Genomic DNA, 15830 nt, shown 5'->3' on the forward strand with positions numbered 1-15830 from the left:
CGGCGGAGAGTCCCTGTTCAGGACCCTGGTGCCCGATGGTACCGGGGTGGTTGTCGTGCTCGCTTCGACACCGCCCATTCCCAGATGAGTTCAGGCGAAGCAAAAGGGGTGGGGACGAGTGCGAGGCAGAAACGGCGCCGTGGGCTCGGTGGTGGCGGTCACCAGAGCGTCTACGACACGCTGTCCGGCCACGACGATGCCCGCGCCGACGCGCAGCGACCACGGCGGCCTGAGCCACTTCGCGGCAGCAGCTGCCCCCCGCCCGCCACGACCGGGCGGCGCGGTCTGCTCACGCTCCCGCATCCGTGACGGTGGCAGTACGGCGGCCGGCCACATCGGGCAAGGGCCGACGATCGACATGCCCCCGGCCGGGCGCCCCCTCTCCCTGCTGGCCTCTTTGCGCGCACAACGGCGATGGCCGCAGTCGGCGGACGGCTGGTCATGTAAGCCGCTCTGCGTAGCCGCCCTTCGACGGCTGGCCGGTTGGGCGCGTGGTCCTGGTCGTGCTGCTGCGTCGGCGTCTCCGCTGCGGTCGGCGGGAGCACCGCGGGCGAGTGTTCCAGGTGCTGACTGGCTCTGGTGGGTTGCTGGTGTGGGGTGGCGCGCTGAGTGGGTCGGGGGCGCCGCTGAGCGGGGCGGAGACAGGAGCGGGCGGCGGCCACGGGCCGCCAGCGCGCGCGGCCCGCGCAAGCGGGCCGCTTCTTGATCCAGTAAAGAAACTTTGAACAGCTCCGCTGCGCTGGGGCCGCGCCTCGCCCTGGCCGATCGGACTGGTTGGCCTGGCTCGACAGCCGCGACTACGGCTTGCCGGGCGTACGGGCAAGCCCCGATTCGGCGGTGGATAACCGCTGGGCAAGCCTTTGGGCAAGCCCCCGGCGGTTGGGTGAACGCAGTACGCAACAACGGCACGGCAGTGAACGGGGGAAACATGACCGAGCAGATACGCGACTCAGGAAGCGAGTTGGTCAGCATTCACAACCGGGAGGCGGAGGAGGTGGCCGCACTGGTCCGCGAAATGAGGGCCGCGGTGGCAAGGCTCGCCCGTGAAGCGAGGGAAATGCGACAGGAGGTCGCGCAACTCAGGAACGCGGGTCCTGCTGCTGGGCCTTCTTCAACTCCTCGACTTCCCGGCGCAGTTCCTGATGCTCGGCGCTGAGCGCTCGGATCTCGTCACGCAATGCGGTAAGAACTTCGGTGAGGGAGGGTTCGGCGGCCTCGGGACTTCCAGTCTCCCCCTCACCGGAGTCGCTGACGGGAAGCTTCTCGGAAGGGGCCCCGGCCGAGTTCCGGAGGTACCAGGCAGGCGCGGTGTAGTCGATGCCGTTGCCCTCGTAGTCGGCAACGAAGCTGCCCCGGCCCTGGATCGTGTAGATGAGTCCTTCCTCGCGCAGGACGTTCAAGGCGGAACGGGCGGTCATGTTGGCCACGCCGAAACGCTCTTGCAGTTCCCGGTAGGGCGGGAGCTGGTCACCCGGCTTGTAGCGACCTGCCTTGATCTCGCGCCGAAGCTCGTCGGCTGCGTGCTGGTAGGGCGGCCGACGGTCAGGCTTCGCGGAGCTGGCAGATGTCATACCTATCAGGGTAGCGAGACCTAGCAGCCCTAGCACATCCCTCTGACAAACACACCCGTATATCCCTCGGTGCCTAGCAGACTTCGTTCGCTTGACATTGCTAGGTGAGCGAGGTTGTAATGATCACGCCCCGCCACCGGGCGGAGCACCTACCGAAAGGAAGCAAGGCATGGCTATGACCCGTATCCGCGTGGGGCTGCTGCCCTCGACGATGTTCATCGCTGGCACGGCGCCGATCCCGAAGGTGAAGAACCCGGAGACGGGCGAGCTGGCCACCGACCGGGACACCGGGGAGACCCTGCACACCCTGACCGTCTTCCTCATGGAGGAGGGCCGGGCGGAGCAGATGAAGCTGACCGTTCCGGCAAGCGGCCTGCCGGACGGCCTTCAGCCGGGTGTCCCGGTGCGGGTGGTGGAGCTGTTCGCTACGCCGTGGGCGCGCATCTTCAACGGGCAGCTGTCCGACGGGATCGCTTACCGGGCGGCGGCGCTGGAGCTGGTCAAGTGACGACCGCCAAGCCTGAGCCGGTCTATCCGGTCGAGCCGGAGAGCGGGGATGACGACTCGCGCTTCACGAACGGCCTGCTCCTGGATGTGGTCGAGGTGATCGAGTCGCACGGCTACCCGAAGATCGCAGCTGGCCGTGACCTGCTGGAACTCCGGATGTCCCTGTACGCATTTCTCTACAAGAACAAGGACTGACTGTGACGGTGGGTGAAGTCATCGGGTTGGCTCCGGCTCTGGCCGGGGCGGCCCTGGCCCTGAGCACCATATGGGCCGTGTGGTGGGTGGTGCGCTATGTGCGTGCCGACAAGATGACGCGGGCGAGCATCCGGCAAGCGGTCCGGGTGCGGCGTGGTTGGCGTCGGCTGGCTCCGATGGCGGGCCTGTCGGTGACCGACAAGACACCTCCGGCTGCGGTGATCGTGGCGCCGGACGGGAAGGTGCCCAAGCCCCGGGTCCTCATCCCGAAGATCAAGGTCAGGGCCGACCGGTACGGGGTGGTGGTGCGGGCGGTGTGTCTGCCGAAGGTGAGCCTGGCGGAGTTCCAGCGGGCGGCCCCCTACTTGGCGGACGCGTGGCGGTGTACGCGGGTCTCGGTCCTCCCCGACAAGCCGGGGCAGCTGGTGATCCGTGGCGTACGGGTTGACCCGCTGATCGTCCCAACCGAGCACATACCCACGGGGGAGGTCCCTGAGGAACTGGCCGTGTGGGGGCTGGGGTTGGACGAGTACGCCCAGCCGATCGACGTGAGCCTGTCGGACGTGCCCGGGGTCACGGTGGCCGGGCTGCCCGGCTTCGGCAAGACCTCGCTGGTCAACAAGTTCATCTGCGACACCGCACCCTCTGCGGCGATCCAGTACGCCGTAGCGGACGGCAAGGTCACCTCCTCCCATGAGGGCGACTACGCCGACCTGGCGCAACGCATGTTCGCGTTCGTCGGCGATGACCTCGAAGAAGCGAACGCGTTGTTCAAGCGGCTGGTCAAGCTGCGGCGGGACCGCTCGGCGTCCATCCGAGCCGTGCTCGGCGTCAAGAACATGTGGCACCTCGGCCCCTCCGCCACCTGGCCACTGACGGTGCTGATCGTGGATGAGGCACACACCTACTTCCGCGACTACAAGGGATCCGACGCGCAGACCAAGAAGCTTGCCGCGCTGGCCGCTGACAACGCCCGGCTGGTTGAGGACCTGGTGAAGAAGGGCCGGAGCGTCGGCATCCTGGTGATCATCGCGACGCAGAAGGCAACAGGGGATGCCATCCCCACCTTCATCCGGGACGTGTGCCCGGTCGGCCTGTCCTTCGCGCAGAAGACGGCAGAGGCGGCCGTGGTCGCACTGGGGGAGGACATCCGGAACTGGCCGGACGCCAATCCGACGGCTCTTCAGGATCCGGTCTATGTCGGCGTGGCTTCCATGGCTCATCAGGGCCGCCCCGGCTTCACCCGCATCCGCACCCCGTACGTGGCTGATGAGGACGCGGCCCGTATTGCTGCTGACACCGCCCATCTGACCCGCGACCCGGCCGAACTCCTCGATGAACAACTGACCGGTCCCACCAGTGCGCCGGTCCTCCTGGCCAAGTGACCCTCTGCACCCTGACCAGCCAGACACCGGAAGGAGGTGAACTCTTATGTCTGAGGATCGGATCACTCAGCGCACGGTGACCGTGGTCATGGTCGTCATCGCGGGCCTGGCCTTCGTCTTCTCCTTCGGCAACGTCTGGGCCCTTGCCCTGCGCCTGGGCGTCCCGCGCCCGATCGCCCCGCTGATCGCCCCCATGGTCGACCTGTCCGTTGTCGGCCTCTTGGTGGCCCTGCGCTACCTGTCTCTGCGCGGCATCGCCGCCGAGCAGATCAAGGGCGCCACACGCCTGATGCACCTGTCCGGGCTGCTGACCCTGGCCCTCAACGTCGCCGAACCCCTCGTCGCCAAGCACTACGGCCGCGCCGCCGTGGACGCCGTCGCCCCGCTCCTCCTCCTGGGCTGGGGAGCCGTGGGCCCGCAACTCCTGCGCCACTTCCACGCCGTCATCCACACCGCTCCGGCCCCGGAAGCTGCCGCCCCGGACCCGGCTCCAGCCGAGACAGCTCCCGCGCCGATCGCTGAGCCTGCCCCGGCCTCGGCTCCGGCTCCGGCTCCGGCTCCGGAATCCGTGACGCCTCCGGCGGTCACCGTGCCTGTGCCGTTGCTGAACGCGGCCCGCACGATCGCTGACACCTACAGGGCCGAGCATGGCGCACCTATCACCCCGGCCCAGCTCCGGACCCGCCTCGGCGTCGCTCTCCCCCTGGCCACTGCCGCGCACGCCCAGCTCTGACCCCGTGCCGGCCGTTCCGGCAAACCCTCCTCCTGGCCCTCCTGTCCTACCGGGCTCGGTTCGCCATGCCCCGAGCAGCACCCGCACGCCTTGGCCTGCCCTGCTCGGGGCCCCTCCTCCCAGAAAGGAAGCCACCCGTGAAACGCCCCCTGGACCTGCGCCACGTGGCGAGCCTGGCCCTGCGGGACCTCATCGAACTCGCCCACCTCCCCGACTTCGACCGCGTCCACGACCAGATCAGCCGCGTCCGGGGCTGCTCCCGCCCTGTTCAGCTCGTCGGCACCACTCAGACCCTCGACGCCACGACGAACACCGTGCTGCGGTCGTACAGCACCGCCGATGAACCGACCGGCCGCCTCCTGACCGCGTGCGGTAACCGCCGCTCCTCCCGCTGCCCGGCGTGCTCCCGCCTCTACGCCGCAGACACCTACCACCTGATCAAAGCCGGACTCTCCGGCGGCAAGACAGTGCCTGAGGCCGTCCGCACACACCCCCGGGTCTTCGTCACCCTGACCGCTCCGTCGTTTGGGCCGGTGCACAACCGCCGCACCACCGACGCGGGCCAGAACCTGGCCTGCCGCTGCGGCATCCGCCACCCGGCCGATGACCCCGCCCTCGGCACTCCGCTGTCCCCTGCCACCTACGACTACGCGGGGGCCGTGCTGTGGAACGCGCACGCTGGAGCGCTCTGGGCTCGCTTCACCACTTACCTGCGTCGCGAGTTGGCCGCGCACCTCGGCATGACACAGAAGGCGCTGAACGCTTCGCTGCGGGTCTCCTTCGCCAAAGTCGCGGAGTACCAGCGGCGCGGCCTGGTCCACTTCCACGCCGTCATCCGGCTTGACGGCCCGGAAGGCAGCAACCAGGCCCCGCCCGCCTGGGCCACCAGCGACGCACTCACCCACGCGATCAAAGAGGCCGCTGGGCGAGCCGTGCTCACTGTTGCCTCCGACGCGATCGGCGAACGCCAACTCGGGTGGGGTGATCAGCTCGATATCCGGGAGATCGCCGCCCTCGGGGACGGTGAGCTGACCGATCAGAAGGTCGCCGCCTACGTCGCCAAGTACGCGACCAAGAGCGCGGAGGACTCCGGCACGGTGGACCGCTCCTTGCGCTGCGCCCACTGCGCTGGAAGCGGCTACCGGCACGGGCCCGACGGCTTCCGGGACCTGTGCGGACAGTGTGAGGGCACCGGCCAGTCCGAACCCATCGCGGACCTGCCCGTGCACAGCCACGTCCGCCAGATGATCCGCACCGCGTGGGACCTCGGCCACCTCCCCGAATTCGCCGACCTCAAGCTCTGGAAGTGGGCTCACATGCTCGGCTTCCGGGGCCACTTCTCTAGCAAATCCCGCCGCTACTCCACCACCCTCGGCGCACTCCGCGACGTACGCCGCGCCTGGCGCGCCGAGCAAGCACGCCCCGCGGGAGTTCCCGAGACGAGTGAGGAAACCACCCTCGTCCTCTCCCACTGGCAATACCTCGCCTCCGGCTACAGCCCCGGCGAAGAACTCATCGCCGCCCAAGTACGCCACGACCTCGCCCAAGCCGAACGCCTCAAGACAGAAGGAGCCCCCTGGCTTTGAGTACTGGCCTGCCAACTATCCCCGAGGCCGTGACCGCACCCGCCCCCGGAACGGAAGGAGAAACCACCGGATGACCACGACCGCGATAACGCGCAAGTGGCACACCACGGCCGAGGTTGCCCAGATGCTCGGCTTCGGCCTGTCCAAGACCAAGATGCTCGTCCTCACCGGCGAAATCCGCTCGGTCAAGGTCGGCCGTAACCGGCGCATCCTCCCGGCCTGGGTGGATGAGTACGTCGACCGCTGCGCCCACGACGAGACCGAGAGGTGGTCCGCATGAGCGGCAAGCGCGGCAACGGCGAAGGGTCCATCTACCCCTACAAGAACGGCTTCGCCGCCTACGCCTGGGTCACCACCCCGGAGGGCAAGAAGAAGCGCAAGTACGTCTACGGCAAGACGCGGACCGAGGTTCACGATAAGTGGATCAAGCTTCACGCGGAAGCGAAGAAGGGCCCTGTCGCCACCAAAGTGCCGACGCTGGAGCAGTACCTGACGTACTGGCTGCGGGAAGTCGTGGAGCCGAACCTCCGGCCGTTGACCGCCGCCACGTACGAGACCAACGTCCGCCGCTACATCGTGCCGCTCCTCGGGGCGAAACGGCTCGATCGGCTGACAGTGCGGGACATGCGGACGTGGATGAACAAGCTTGCCGACACATGCCAGTGCTGTGCCCAAGGCAAGGATGCGGCCCGGCCGGAGAACAAGCGGCGCTGCTGCGCTCGGGGTCAGTGCTGCCACCAGACCCTCTCGAAGCGTTCGGTGAACGATGCCCGCACCGTGCTGCGGAGCGCGCTGGGCAACGCGGTGGTCGAAGAGCTGATTTCGAAGAACGTGGCACAGCTGATCAAGGTCCAGCGGGCGCGGCGGAAGCGGCCGGATCCGTGGTCGGTGGAGGAAGCCTGCTCATTCCTGGAGAACGCCCGCGCGATGCGGGACTACCTCTATGGGGCGTACGCCTTGGTCCTGGTGCTCGGCCTCCGCAAGGGGGAGGTGCTGGGGCTCACCTGGTCGGACGTGAACCTCGACGCGGGCGAGCTGCGCATTCAGCATCAGCTCCAGCGCGTACGGCGGCAGCTGCTCCACTCGGACACCGCCAAGACCGAGGCGTCTGAGGCGGTGCTTCCGCTGCCCGATATCTGCCTGGCGGCTCTCCGCCTCCGGCAGAAGGAGCAGGCATCCTCGAAGGCTGCGGCGGGGGAGTCGTGGACCGATTCGGATTTCGTCTTCACCACCCGCTTCGGTACGCCCATTGAGCCGAGGAACTTCAACCGGGAGTTCAACCGGCGCTGCGACCGGGCCGGGGTGCGGACGATCCGGGTGCATGACACACGTCACACCTGTGCGTCGCTGCTCGCCGCGATGGACGTGCATCCCCGGATCGCGATGCAGATCCTCCGTCACTCGGAGATCGCGGTGACGATGGAGGTCTACACCCACGTTCCGTCCGACGGGACCCGCCGTGCGCTGCGCAAGCTGGGTAAGGCGCTGGACGGCGCCAGCAAGCGGAAGCCGAAGAAGAAAGATCGGCAAGAGCCGTAGAGGTTGCTGTACTCCGCTGCTGTACGTAGCGCAGAGGGCCACCTACTAAATTAGTAGGTGGCCCTCTGACCTGTGTCGGGGTGGCGGGATTTGAACCCACGACCTCTTCGTCCCGAACGAAGCGCGCTGCCAAGCTGCGCTACACCCCGAAGCAACGAGCTCTACTTTAGCGGACCCGTGGCCAGAGACGAAATCCGGTTTTCGGGGCCTCGCAGGTCGGGGCGGGGTGGGCCGGCCGTCGGGCGGCGGTCGGCCCACCCCGGGGGGTCAGGGGCTGGGCGGGGTGAGGGTGAGGAGGGTGGCCTCGGGCGGGCAGGCGAAGCGGACCGGGGTGTAGCGGTTGGTGCCGCAGCCGGCGGAGACGTGGAGGTAGGAGGTGTGGCCGGCGGCGTGGTGGGTGGAGAGGCCCTTGACGCGGCGGGCGTCCAGGTCGCAGTTGGTGACGAGGGCGCCGTAGAAGGGGATGCACAGCTGGCCGCCGTGGGTGTGACCGGCGAGGATCAGCGGGTAGCGGTCCGCGGTGAAGGCGTCGAGGACGCGCAGGTAGGGGGCGTGGACGACGGCCAGGGAGAGGTCGGCGTCGGATTCGGGGCCGCCGGCCACCTCGCCGTAGCGGTCGCGCTTGATGTGCGGGTCGTCGAGGCCGGTCAGGGCGATCTCCACGCCGTCCAGCTTGAGCCGGCCGCGGGTGTTCGACAGGCCGACCCAGCCGGCCGCGTCGAAGGCGTCGCGCAGCTCTTCCCAGGGGTTGTGGACCGCGCCGACGACGGGGGGATTGCCGTTCAGGCCGTGCTTGCCGCTGGCCTTCTCCTTCAGGTACCGGGCGGGGTTGCGCGGCGTGGGGCCGTAGTAGTCGTTCGAGCCGAAGACATACGCGCCGGGGAACTCCATGAGCGGGCCGAGCGCGTCCAGCGTCTCGGGGACGCCTTCGGGGTCGGAGAGGTTGTCGCCCGTGTTGATGACGAAATCGGGGCGGAGCCCGGCCAGGGACTGGAGCCAGCGCTGCTTCTTGCGCTGGCCGCTGACCATGTGGATGTCGGAAACCTGGAGGACGCGCAGGGGCCGCATGCCGCGCGGCAGTACGGGGACGGTCACCCGTCGGAGGCGGAAGGACCGGACTTCGAAGCCGGCGGCGTAGATGAGGCCGGCGGCGCCGACCGCCGTGATTCCCAGGGGTACTCCGTATCGCGCGCGCATGGTCACCATGGTCGCAGACCGTGGACGGGCGAGAAATCTTCGGGTGATTCCCGGCCAGGGCTGGCAGACTCGACGCCATGACCACCACGCTCAAGTCCAGGCTGCACGACGATCTCACCGCGGCGATCAAGGCGCGCGACGAGCTGCGCTCCTCCACGCTCCGGCTGACCCTCACCGCGATCCAGAAGGAAGAGGTCGCGGGCGAGACCGCCCGGCAGCTGTCCGACGCCGAGGTGGAGAAGATCATCACGCGCGAGGCCAAGAAGCGCCGCGAGGCGGCCGAGGCGTTCGCGCAGGGCGGTCGGGTGGAGCAGGCCGAGCGGGAGCGGGCCGAGGGCGAGGTGCTCGCCGAGTATCTGCCCAAGCAGCTCTCGGACGAGGAGCTGGCCGCGCTGGTGGCGGAGGCCGTGCAGGAGGCCGTGGCCGGCGGGGCGCAGGGGCCGCGTGCGATGGGTGCGGTAATGAAGATCGTGAACCCGAAGGTGGCGGGCCGGGCCGAGGGCGGCCGGGTCGCCGCCGCGGTCAAGAAGCGGCTCGCCGAGGGCTGACCCGCCGCGGCGGGCGAGAGAAGCTACGGCAAAGCGGGCCCGGACATCGTCCGGGCCCGCTTTGCTGCCGCTCGCTCGTCCGGCCTCCGCTACGGGAAGTTCCAGCCGCCGTTGTTGTTCCCGTTGCCGCCGTTTCCGTTGCCGCCCCGGTTGCCGCCGGACCAGCCGTCGCCTCCGCCGATCAGGTCCGGCGGGATGGTGACGTCCGGCCACGGCTTGTCCTGGCCGCCGTTGTTCCCGCCGTTGTCGCGGCCCGGCTTGTCGCCGTTGTCGTCGCGGTCGCGCTTCCGGTCGCTCGGGTCCTTGATCGGCACGGTGACGAACTGCTCCACCGTCTTGCCCTCCAGGGCGCCGTTCATGGCGTCCTTCCAGATGGGGCCGGGGGTGTCGCCGCCGTAGACCTTGTCGTGGAGGATGCCGCCGATCCGGATGTTCTCCATCTTGACGCCCTTGGAGCCGGAGCCGCCGACCCAGACCGCGCCGGCGAGGTTCGGGGTGTAGCCGACGAACCAGGCGGCCTTGCGCTCGTCCGTCGTACCCGTCTTACCGGCGCTCGGCCGGTTGTCCAGGCCCGCCTTCTTGCCGGTGCCGTCCTCGACGACGCCGCGCAGCAGGGTGTTCATGGTGTCGGCGGTCTTCTGCGACATGGCGCGCGTGCAGGAGGACTTGGGGACCTCGAGGTCCTTGCCGCCCGGGCCGGTGATCGACTCGATGAAGACCGGCGTGCAGTAGACGCCGCGGTTGGCGAAGGTCGCGTACGCGTTGGCCATCGTCAGCGGAGAGAAGCCTTCGGTGCCGAGCGTGAGGGAGGGCACCTGGTTGAGCTTCTCGCCGTCGGCGCGCTTCACACCCATCTTCTCGGCCATCTCGGTGACCGGGCAGACGCCGATGTCGCTGATCATCTGCACGAAGTAGGTGTTGATCGACTTGGCGAGCGCCTCCTGCATGCCATACGGGCCCTTTTCGCTGATGTCCTCGTTCTCGACGGTCGCGCCCTCCCTGCCGTTGGACCAGGTGCCGTTGCACGTGGACACCGGGCTCGGGTAGTCCATCTTGTACGGGGACGAATAGCGCTGGTACGGCTTCTTGCCCTGCTCGAGGGCGGCCGCCGCGGTGATCGGCTTGAACGTCGAACCGACCTGGAAGCCGTAGTTCGAGCCGCCCATGGCCTTGTCCGCGGACAGGTTGATCGTCAGGTCGTTGGGCCCGAAGCCGTACGGCCTGGACTGGCCCATGGCGACCACCTTGCCGGTGCCGGGCTGGACGAGCGTGACGGCGGTGGCGACCGGGTCGTCCTTGTAGACATGGGTCTTGATCGAGCTCTGGACCGACTTCTGGGCCTGCGGGTCCAGCGTCGTACGGATCGTCATACCGCCGCGGTCCCAGCGCTGGGAGCGCGCCTCGCGCGTCTTGCCGAAGACCGGGTCGTTGAGGAAGACCTGGCGGACGTAGTCACAGAAGAACCCGGCGCCGTCGACGGCCGTTATGCAGCCGTTCTTGGGCGAGCTGACCTTGAGGCCGAGGGGCTTCTTCTTCGCCGCGTCGGCCTGGGCGTGGGTGATGTCCTTCACCTCGGCCATGCGCTGGAGCACGGTGTCGCGGCGGGCCTTGGCCACCTCCGCGTTGTTGACCGGGTCGTAGCGGCTGGGCGACTGGACGAGGCCGGCCAGCAGCGCTGCCTCCTCCAGCTTCAGGTCCTTGGCGTGCTTGCTGAAGTAGCGCTGGGAGGCGGCCTCGATGCCGTAGGCCTGCTGCCCGAAGAACGTGATGTTCAGGTAGTTCTGGAGGATCCGTTTCTTGCCCAGCTCCTTCTCCACCTGTATCGCGTACTTCAGCTCCTTGATCTTGCGCCCTATCGACTGCTTCTGGGCCTCGGCGACCCGCTCCGCGTCGTTGCCCGCCTCCTCCACGAAGACGTTCTTCACATACTGCTGGGTCAGCGTGGAGGCGCCCTGGGAGACGCCGCCTTCCTGAGCGTTCTTGTTGAGCGCGCGCAGCACGCCCTTGAGGTCGACCGCCCCGTGCTCGTAGAAGCGCGCGTCCTCGATCGCGACGATCGCCTTCTGCATGTACGGGGCGACGTCCTTGAGCTCCACGATGGTGCGGTCGCGGGAGTAGACCTTCGCGATCTCGCCGCCCTTGGCGTCCAGGATGGTGGTCCGCTCGCTGAGCGGCGGCGTTTTGAGATTGGCCGGAATTTCGTCGAATCCCTCGACCGTTCCCTTGGCCGCGAGCCCGAGCGCGCCGACGGCGGGCAGCGCGAGCCCGGCCAGCACCGCTCCCGCGAGCACGCTGACACCGAGAAACTTCGCGGCCTGCTGAGCGGAGGACAGCCCTCCGCCCGAACGCTTGTTACCCATGGGGGCAGCCTACGTGTCGAATCGCCGGACAGGGGACCACCTGTTCGCATACGCTGTTTCACGCCAGTCACCCAGGTGCGGTCGAGCACCATCCTCCTCATCACTCGAGTGAGTGATGAGTCCTGTCCCATTTGTGATCTTGCGTCCCGTCGTGCCCCTTCTGGCGTGGGTGAACTGCCCCCATTCGTACGGGAAGTCACGGATGTCGTCAGCTCACTCCGTTGGGTGATCTGCCGCGTACCCATAGTCCGTTCGGGCCATCCAAGATTGGGCCCGCTGGGGGTGTTGCACCCTGTCCGCCTTCCGTAACGTCCTCAACTGGCGACGGTGAATATGCCGTTTGTCGCCGTGGGGGAGCTCCGAATCGGGAGAGGACGGCGCCAGCATGGGCTGGGTAACCGACTGGAGTGCGCAGGCCGCCTGTCGCACGACTGATCCAGATGAACTGTTTGTCCAAGGCGCGGCACAGAACAGGGCCAAAGCGGTCTGCACCGGATGCCCGGTGCGCACCGAGTGCCTTGCCGACGCGCTGGACAACCGCGTCGAGTTCGGCGTGTGGGGTGGAATGACCGAGCGTGAGCGGAGGGCGCTGCTGCGCCGCCGTCCCACGGTCACCTCCTGGCGCCGACTGCTGGAGACCGCACGCCTCGAGTACGAGCGCGGTGCGGGGATCCTGCCGCTCGACGACGAGGAGTACGAGCGCTTCGCCGCCGTCGGTTAGCCGTCGGCCAAGAGTTCTCGTGGGGCCCAGCGCCTGAGCGCGGGTGTGGGGTGCTGTGGCGCTCTCGCGCGCCCTGTGCCGTTCCCGCGCCGTGGTGCGCCGCCCCGCGCTGTCGCGCGCCCGCGTCCGGCTTGTCGGCTCGCCCGGTCGACCGGCCCGGCCCGTCAGCCCGCCGCGTGCCCCGGCTGCCGCTCCGTCTGGTCCGCGAGGCGCTCGCCGATCGCCCGCAGCCCCGCGAGGTCGTGTACATCGCCGGGGAGCGCGGCCACTTCCGCCACGGGAACCTCGGGGTGCAGTGCCGTGAAGCGGTGGTGTGTGCGCTGCTCGCGGGCGAGCACCTGCATACGCTCCGCGTGCAACCGGAGCAGCCCCACGGCGAGCCGCTCTGCCGACGTGGGGGAGCCGTCGGGGTCAGATGCCGAGGAGTCGTCCGCCGCTGAGGCGTTCTGCCCTTGAGCATTCCCTGAACCGGGGTCGACAATGCCGCCCTTGCCAAGATTTTCTGGGCTGTTGATGGTGACGGCCATGGCTTCGGGGTCGTCCGCCGGGTCGGCCGGGTCGGCCGGGTCGGCCGGGTCGGCCGGGTCGGCCGGGACGGTCGCGTACGCCACGTCCACCGGGTCGGCCTCGTCCGTCTGCTCCGCCGAGTTCGCCGGGGCCGGTGTGCCCGGTGTCTCGGCCAGGCCCAGGGCCAGCGTCTCCGCGGCCGCCAGCGCCCGCTCCGCCGAGAGCTGCACGGCGCCGCTCCCGTGCACCCTGTTCAGTACCAGCCCCGCCAGCGGCATCTTGTCCGCGGCCAGCCGCTCCACGAAGTAGGCCGCCTCGCGCAGCGCGTCCCGCTCCGGGGCCGCCACCACCAGGAAGGCCGTACCCGGGGCCTGGAGCAGCCGGTAGGTGGCTTCCGCACGGGTGCGGAAGCCGCCGAACATGGTGTCCATGGCCGCGGCGAAGGTCTGTACATCGCGCATCAGCTGCCCGCCCAGCACCTTGCTGACCGTGCCCGTCATCATCGACACGCCCACGTTCAGGAACTTCATCCCGGCCCTGCCGCCGACCTTCGCCGGGGCCATCAGGATCTTGATGAACTTTCCGTCCAGGAAGGAGCCGAGGCGCTTCGGGGCGTCCAGGAAGTCCAGCGCCGACCGGCTCGGCGGCGTGTCGACGATGATCAGGTCCCACTCGTCGCGGGCCCGCAGCTGGCCGAGCTTCTCCATGGCCATGTATTCCTGCGTGCCCGCGAAACCGGCCGAAAGTGATTGGTAGAAGGGGTTCGCGAGGATCGCGCGGGCGCGCTCGGGGTCGGCGTGCGCCTCGACGAACTCGTCGAAGGTCCGCTTCATGTCGAGCATCATGGCGTGCAGCTCGCCGCCCGCCGCGCCGTCGATGCCCTCGACCCGGCGCGGCACGTTGTCCAGCGCGTCGATGCCCATCGACTGTGCGAGCCGGCGGGCCGGGTCGATGGTGAGGACGACGGCCTTGCGGCCCTGTTCCGCGGCCCGTACGCCGAGGGCGGCGGCCGTCGTGGTCTTGCCGACGCCGCCGGAGCCGCAGCACACCACGATGCGGGTCTCGGGGTCGGCCAGCAGTGCGTCGGTGTCCAGCCGCGGTGCCATGTCCATGCTTATGCCGCCTCCTGCGTACGGCTCGTACCGCTCACTCTTGCGGCCCGTGCAGTTTGTGCAGTCCCTGCTCTTCGTACTGTTCGTGCTGATTGTGCCGCCTGTGTCTGCCGCGGCACCCGCACGGCCCGTTCGGCAGCCGTACGGGTCGCCGTGCGGGTCACATCGGCCACTGCTTGCGCAGATCCGCCGCGAGCCGGTACAGGCCGGCCAGGTCGATGCCGTCGGTGAGCAGCTCCAGCTCGTACAGGGGCAGCCCGAGGTCCGTCAGCTCAGCCCGCTGTGTCCGCTCCAGGGCGACGCGCTCCGCGTGCTCGCGGGCCTGCGCCAGCAGCGGGTCGACCAGGCGCTCGGCGAGCCCGCCGCGCCGCGCCCCGCCCAGCCCCGCCTGGGACAGGGCCTTGGCGACGGCGGCGCGCTGACCGTTGGCGGCGGTGTCGACGGTCGCGTGGTCGAGGACCGCGGGCCGCACCATGTTGATGATGACCCCGCCGGTCGGCAGCCCGTCGGTACGCAGCTCCCCGATGCCGTCCGCGGTCTCCTGGACCGGCATCTCCTCCAGCAGCGTGACCATGTGGACCGCCGTCTCTGGGGACTTCAGGACGCGCATCACGGCCTGCGCCTGATTGTGTATGGGGCCGGTCCTGGCGAGCCCCGCCACCTCGTGGTTGACGTTCAGGAAGCGGGTGATCCGGCCGGTCGGCGGCGCGTCCATGACGACGGAGTCGTAGACGAAGCGGCCGTCCTTGCCCTTGCGGCGCACCGCCTCGCACGCCTTGCCGGTCAGCAGCACGTCGCGCAGTCCGGGGGCGATGGTGGTCGCGAAGTCGATCGCGCCGAGCTTCTTCAGCGCCCGGCCGGCCGAACCCATCTTGTAGAACATATGGAGGTAGTCGAGGAGCGCGAACTCGGGGTCGATGGCGAGCGCGTGCACCTCGCCACCGCCCGGCGCGCGGGCGATCTTCCGCTCCTCATAGGGCAGCGCCTCGGTCTCGAAGAGCTGCGCGATGCCCTGGCGGCCTTCGACCTCGACCAACAGGGTTCGCCTGCCGTCGGTCGCGAGGGCCAGCGCGAGTGCCGCGGCGACCGTGGTCTTGCCGGTTCCGCCCTTGCCACTGACGACATGGAGCCTGCTCACAGTGGGGAGCCTAACCAGTCGTCGTCCGGGCTACGCACCAGGCCCCGGCAGACAGGCACTACAGTCGGCCTATGACCAAGTGGGAATACGCGACCGTACCGCTGCTCGTACACGCCACCAAGCAGATTCTGGACACCTGGGGCGAGGACGGCTGGGAGCTCGTCCAGGTCGTGCCCGGGCCGAACAACCCCGAGCAGCTGGTGGCCTACCTCAAGCGGGAGAAGGCCGCATGAGCGCGGTCGAGGACAAGCTCGCCGGGCTGGGCCTGACCCTGCCGGAGGTCGTGGCGCCCCTGGCCGCGTACGTGCCCTCGGTCCGTTCCGGCTCGTACGTCTACACCTCGGGCCAGCTGCCCATGGTCGACGGCAAGCTCGGCGTGACCGGCAAGGTCGGCGCCGAGGTGACGCCGGAGGAGGCCAAGGAGCTGGCGCGCGTCTGCGCGCTGAACGCCCTGGCCGCCGTCAAGTCGGCCATCGGCGACCTGGACAAGGTCGTGCGGGTCGTGAAGGTCGTGGGCTTCGTGGCCTCGGCGCCGGACTTCACCGGGCAGCCGGGCGTGATCAACGGCGCGAGCGAGCTGCTCGGCGAGGCGCTGGGCGAGGCGGGGGTGCACGCCCGCAGCGCCGTGGGCGTGGCGGTGCTGCCGCTGGACGCGCCGGTCGAGGTCGAGATCCAGGTCGAGGTCGCGGACTAGGCCCGACCAGGTCAGGACAGGGCCACGGGACCACCGG

Annotated in this window: 16 protein-coding genes and 1 tRNA gene; 11 read left to right on the forward strand and 6 right to left on the reverse strand. The window is 69.1% G+C overall.

Annotation, left to right across the window (positions count from 1 at the left end):
- Nucleotides 1-1079: 1079 nt before the first annotated feature.
- Nucleotides 1080-1571, reverse strand: a complete 492-nt coding sequence (locus ACZ4WQ_RS28810; protein WP_398376535.1) for a GntR family transcriptional regulator — start codon at nt 1569-1571, stop codon at nt 1080-1082.
- A gap of 169 nt (nt 1572-1740) precedes the next feature.
- Here ACZ4WQ_RS28810 and ACZ4WQ_RS28815 point away from each other — a divergent pair, with 169 nt between their 5' ends.
- The 7 genes from ACZ4WQ_RS28815 to ACZ4WQ_RS28845 all read left to right on the forward strand — a co-directional run bounded on the left by ACZ4WQ_RS28815 (nt 1741) and on the right by ACZ4WQ_RS28845 (nt 7516).
- Nucleotides 1741-2079, forward strand: a complete 339-nt coding sequence (locus tag ACZ4WQ_RS28815; protein WP_398376537.1) for an SCO3933 family regulatory protein — start codon at nt 1741-1743, stop codon at nt 2077-2079.
- Nucleotides 2076-2273: a hypothetical protein gene (locus tag ACZ4WQ_RS28820; protein ID WP_398376539.1), complete on the forward strand. Its 198-nt coding sequence runs from the start codon at nt 2076-2078 to the stop codon at nt 2271-2273. Before ACZ4WQ_RS28815 ends, ACZ4WQ_RS28820 begins: the two co-directional genes overlap by 4 nt.
- A gap of 2 nt (nt 2274-2275) precedes the next feature.
- The gene (locus tag ACZ4WQ_RS28825) at nt 2276-3658 is read left to right on the forward strand and encodes a cell division protein FtsK (RefSeq protein ID WP_398376541.1); all 1383 of its coding nucleotides are present in this window, start codon (nt 2276-2278) and stop codon (nt 3656-3658) included.
- 46 nt (nt 3659-3704) lie between these two features.
- Nucleotides 3705-4391: a DUF2637 domain-containing protein gene (locus ACZ4WQ_RS28830; protein WP_398376543.1), complete on the forward strand. Its 687-nt coding sequence runs from the start codon at nt 3705-3707 to the stop codon at nt 4389-4391.
- Between the two features lie 137 nt (nt 4392-4528).
- Nucleotides 4529-5977 (forward strand): replication initiator, encoded by a 1449-nt coding sequence (locus tag ACZ4WQ_RS28835; protein ID WP_398376545.1) that lies wholly within the window; start codon nt 4529-4531, stop codon nt 5975-5977.
- 70 nt (nt 5978-6047) lie between these two features.
- On the forward strand, nt 6048-6257 hold the full coding sequence (locus ACZ4WQ_RS28840; protein ID WP_398376548.1) for an excisionase family DNA-binding protein: 210 nt from the start codon (nt 6048-6050) through the stop codon (nt 6255-6257).
- Nucleotides 6254-7516, forward strand: a complete 1263-nt coding sequence (locus ACZ4WQ_RS28845; RefSeq protein WP_398376550.1) for a tyrosine-type recombinase/integrase — start codon at nt 6254-6256, stop codon at nt 7514-7516. Before ACZ4WQ_RS28840 ends, ACZ4WQ_RS28845 begins: the two co-directional genes overlap by 4 nt.
- A 75-nt stretch (nt 7517-7591) precedes the next feature.
- On the opposite strand, the gene ACZ4WQ_RS28850 is transcribed toward ACZ4WQ_RS28845, so the two are convergent.
- Nucleotides 7592-7665, reverse strand: a tRNA-Pro gene (locus ACZ4WQ_RS28850).
- A gap of 118 nt (nt 7666-7783) precedes the next feature.
- On the reverse strand, nt 7784-8713 hold the full coding sequence (locus tag ACZ4WQ_RS28855; RefSeq protein WP_311727044.1) for a metallophosphoesterase: 930 nt from the start codon (nt 8711-8713) through the stop codon (nt 7784-7786).
- A gap of 77 nt (nt 8714-8790) precedes the next feature.
- Here ACZ4WQ_RS28855 and ACZ4WQ_RS28860 point away from each other — a divergent pair, with 77 nt between their 5' ends.
- Nucleotides 8791-9261 (forward strand): GatB/YqeY domain-containing protein, encoded by a 471-nt coding sequence (locus tag ACZ4WQ_RS28860; RefSeq protein ID WP_352131842.1) that lies wholly within the window; start codon nt 8791-8793, stop codon nt 9259-9261.
- A gap of 89 nt (nt 9262-9350) precedes the next feature.
- On the opposite strand, the gene ACZ4WQ_RS28865 is transcribed toward ACZ4WQ_RS28860, so the two are convergent.
- Nucleotides 9351-11621 carry a transglycosylase domain-containing protein gene (locus ACZ4WQ_RS28865; RefSeq protein ID WP_398376553.1) on the reverse strand — a complete coding sequence of 757 codons (2271 nt, stop codon included), beginning with the start codon at nt 11619-11621 and terminating at the stop codon, nt 9351-9353.
- A 385-nt stretch (nt 11622-12006) separates the two neighbouring features.
- On the opposite strand from ACZ4WQ_RS28865, the gene ACZ4WQ_RS28870 reads away from it, so the two are divergent.
- Nucleotides 12007-12342: a WhiB family transcriptional regulator gene (locus ACZ4WQ_RS28870; RefSeq protein WP_043487364.1), complete on the forward strand. Its 336-nt coding sequence runs from the start codon at nt 12007-12009 to the stop codon at nt 12340-12342.
- A gap of 164 nt (nt 12343-12506) precedes the next feature.
- On the opposite strand, the gene bagB is transcribed toward ACZ4WQ_RS28870, so the two are convergent.
- Complete coding sequence (gene bagB, locus ACZ4WQ_RS28875) at nt 12507-13961, reverse strand: ATPase BagB (protein ID WP_398376556.1); 1455 nt, start codon at nt 13959-13961, stop codon at nt 12507-12509.
- A gap of 160 nt (nt 13962-14121) precedes the next feature.
- Nucleotides 14122-15099, reverse strand: a complete 978-nt coding sequence (bagA, locus tag ACZ4WQ_RS28880; protein ID WP_385345647.1) for an ATPase BagA — start codon at nt 15097-15099, stop codon at nt 14122-14124.
- Nucleotides 15100-15170: 71 nt separating this feature from the next.
- Here bagA and ACZ4WQ_RS28885 point away from each other — a divergent pair, with 71 nt between their 5' ends.
- Both ACZ4WQ_RS28885 and ACZ4WQ_RS28890 read left to right on the forward strand, forming a co-directional pair.
- On the forward strand, nt 15171-15332 hold the full coding sequence (locus tag ACZ4WQ_RS28885; RefSeq protein ID WP_014178397.1) for a DUF4177 domain-containing protein: 162 nt from the start codon (nt 15171-15173) through the stop codon (nt 15330-15332).
- Nucleotides 15329-15793 carry a RidA family protein gene (locus ACZ4WQ_RS28890; RefSeq protein WP_311727050.1) on the forward strand — a complete coding sequence of 155 codons (465 nt, stop codon included), beginning with the start codon at nt 15329-15331 and terminating at the stop codon, nt 15791-15793. Before ACZ4WQ_RS28885 ends, ACZ4WQ_RS28890 begins: the two co-directional genes overlap by 4 nt.
- Nucleotides 15794-15830 lie beyond the last annotated feature (37 nt).

The organism is Streptomyces sp. NPDC028305 (genome assembly GCF_055569495.1).

What these genes read in the sequence shown, in the direction of transcription:
- ACZ4WQ_RS28810 (WP_398376535.1), bottom strand. Translation starts at nt 1,571, where the DNA reads ATGACATCTGCCAGCTCCGCGAAGCCTGACCGTCGGCCGCCCTACCAG.
- ACZ4WQ_RS28815 (WP_398376537.1), top strand. Translation starts at nt 1,741, where the DNA reads ATGGCTATGACCCGTATCCGCGTGGGGCTGCTGCCCTCGACGATGTTC.
- ACZ4WQ_RS28830 (WP_398376543.1), top strand. Translation starts at nt 3,705, where the DNA reads ATGTCTGAGGATCGGATCACTCAGCGCACGGTGACCGTGGTCATGGTC.
- ACZ4WQ_RS28840 (WP_398376548.1), top strand. Translation starts at nt 6,048, where the DNA reads ATGACCACGACCGCGATAACGCGCAAGTGGCACACCACGGCCGAGGTT.
- ACZ4WQ_RS28845 (WP_398376550.1), top strand. Translation starts at nt 6,254, where the DNA reads ATGAGCGGCAAGCGCGGCAACGGCGAAGGGTCCATCTACCCCTACAAG.
- ACZ4WQ_RS28855 (WP_311727044.1), bottom strand. Translation starts at nt 8,713, where the DNA reads ATGCGCGCGCGATACGGAGTACCCCTGGGAATCACGGCGGTCGGCGCC.
- ACZ4WQ_RS28860 (WP_352131842.1), top strand. Translation starts at nt 8,791, where the DNA reads ATGACCACCACGCTCAAGTCCAGGCTGCACGACGATCTCACCGCGGCG.
- ACZ4WQ_RS28865 (WP_398376553.1), bottom strand. Translation starts at nt 11,621, where the DNA reads ATGGGTAACAAGCGTTCGGGCGGAGGGCTGTCCTCCGCTCAGCAGGCC.
- ACZ4WQ_RS28870 (WP_043487364.1), top strand. Translation starts at nt 12,007, where the DNA reads ATGGGCTGGGTAACCGACTGGAGTGCGCAGGCCGCCTGTCGCACGACT.
- bagB (WP_398376556.1), bottom strand. Translation starts at nt 13,961, where the DNA reads ATGGACATGGCACCGCGGCTGGACACCGACGCACTGCTGGCCGACCCC.
- ACZ4WQ_RS28885 (WP_014178397.1), top strand. Translation starts at nt 15,171, where the DNA reads ATGACCAAGTGGGAATACGCGACCGTACCGCTGCTCGTACACGCCACC.
- ACZ4WQ_RS28890 (WP_311727050.1), top strand. Translation starts at nt 15,329, where the DNA reads ATGAGCGCGGTCGAGGACAAGCTCGCCGGGCTGGGCCTGACCCTGCCG.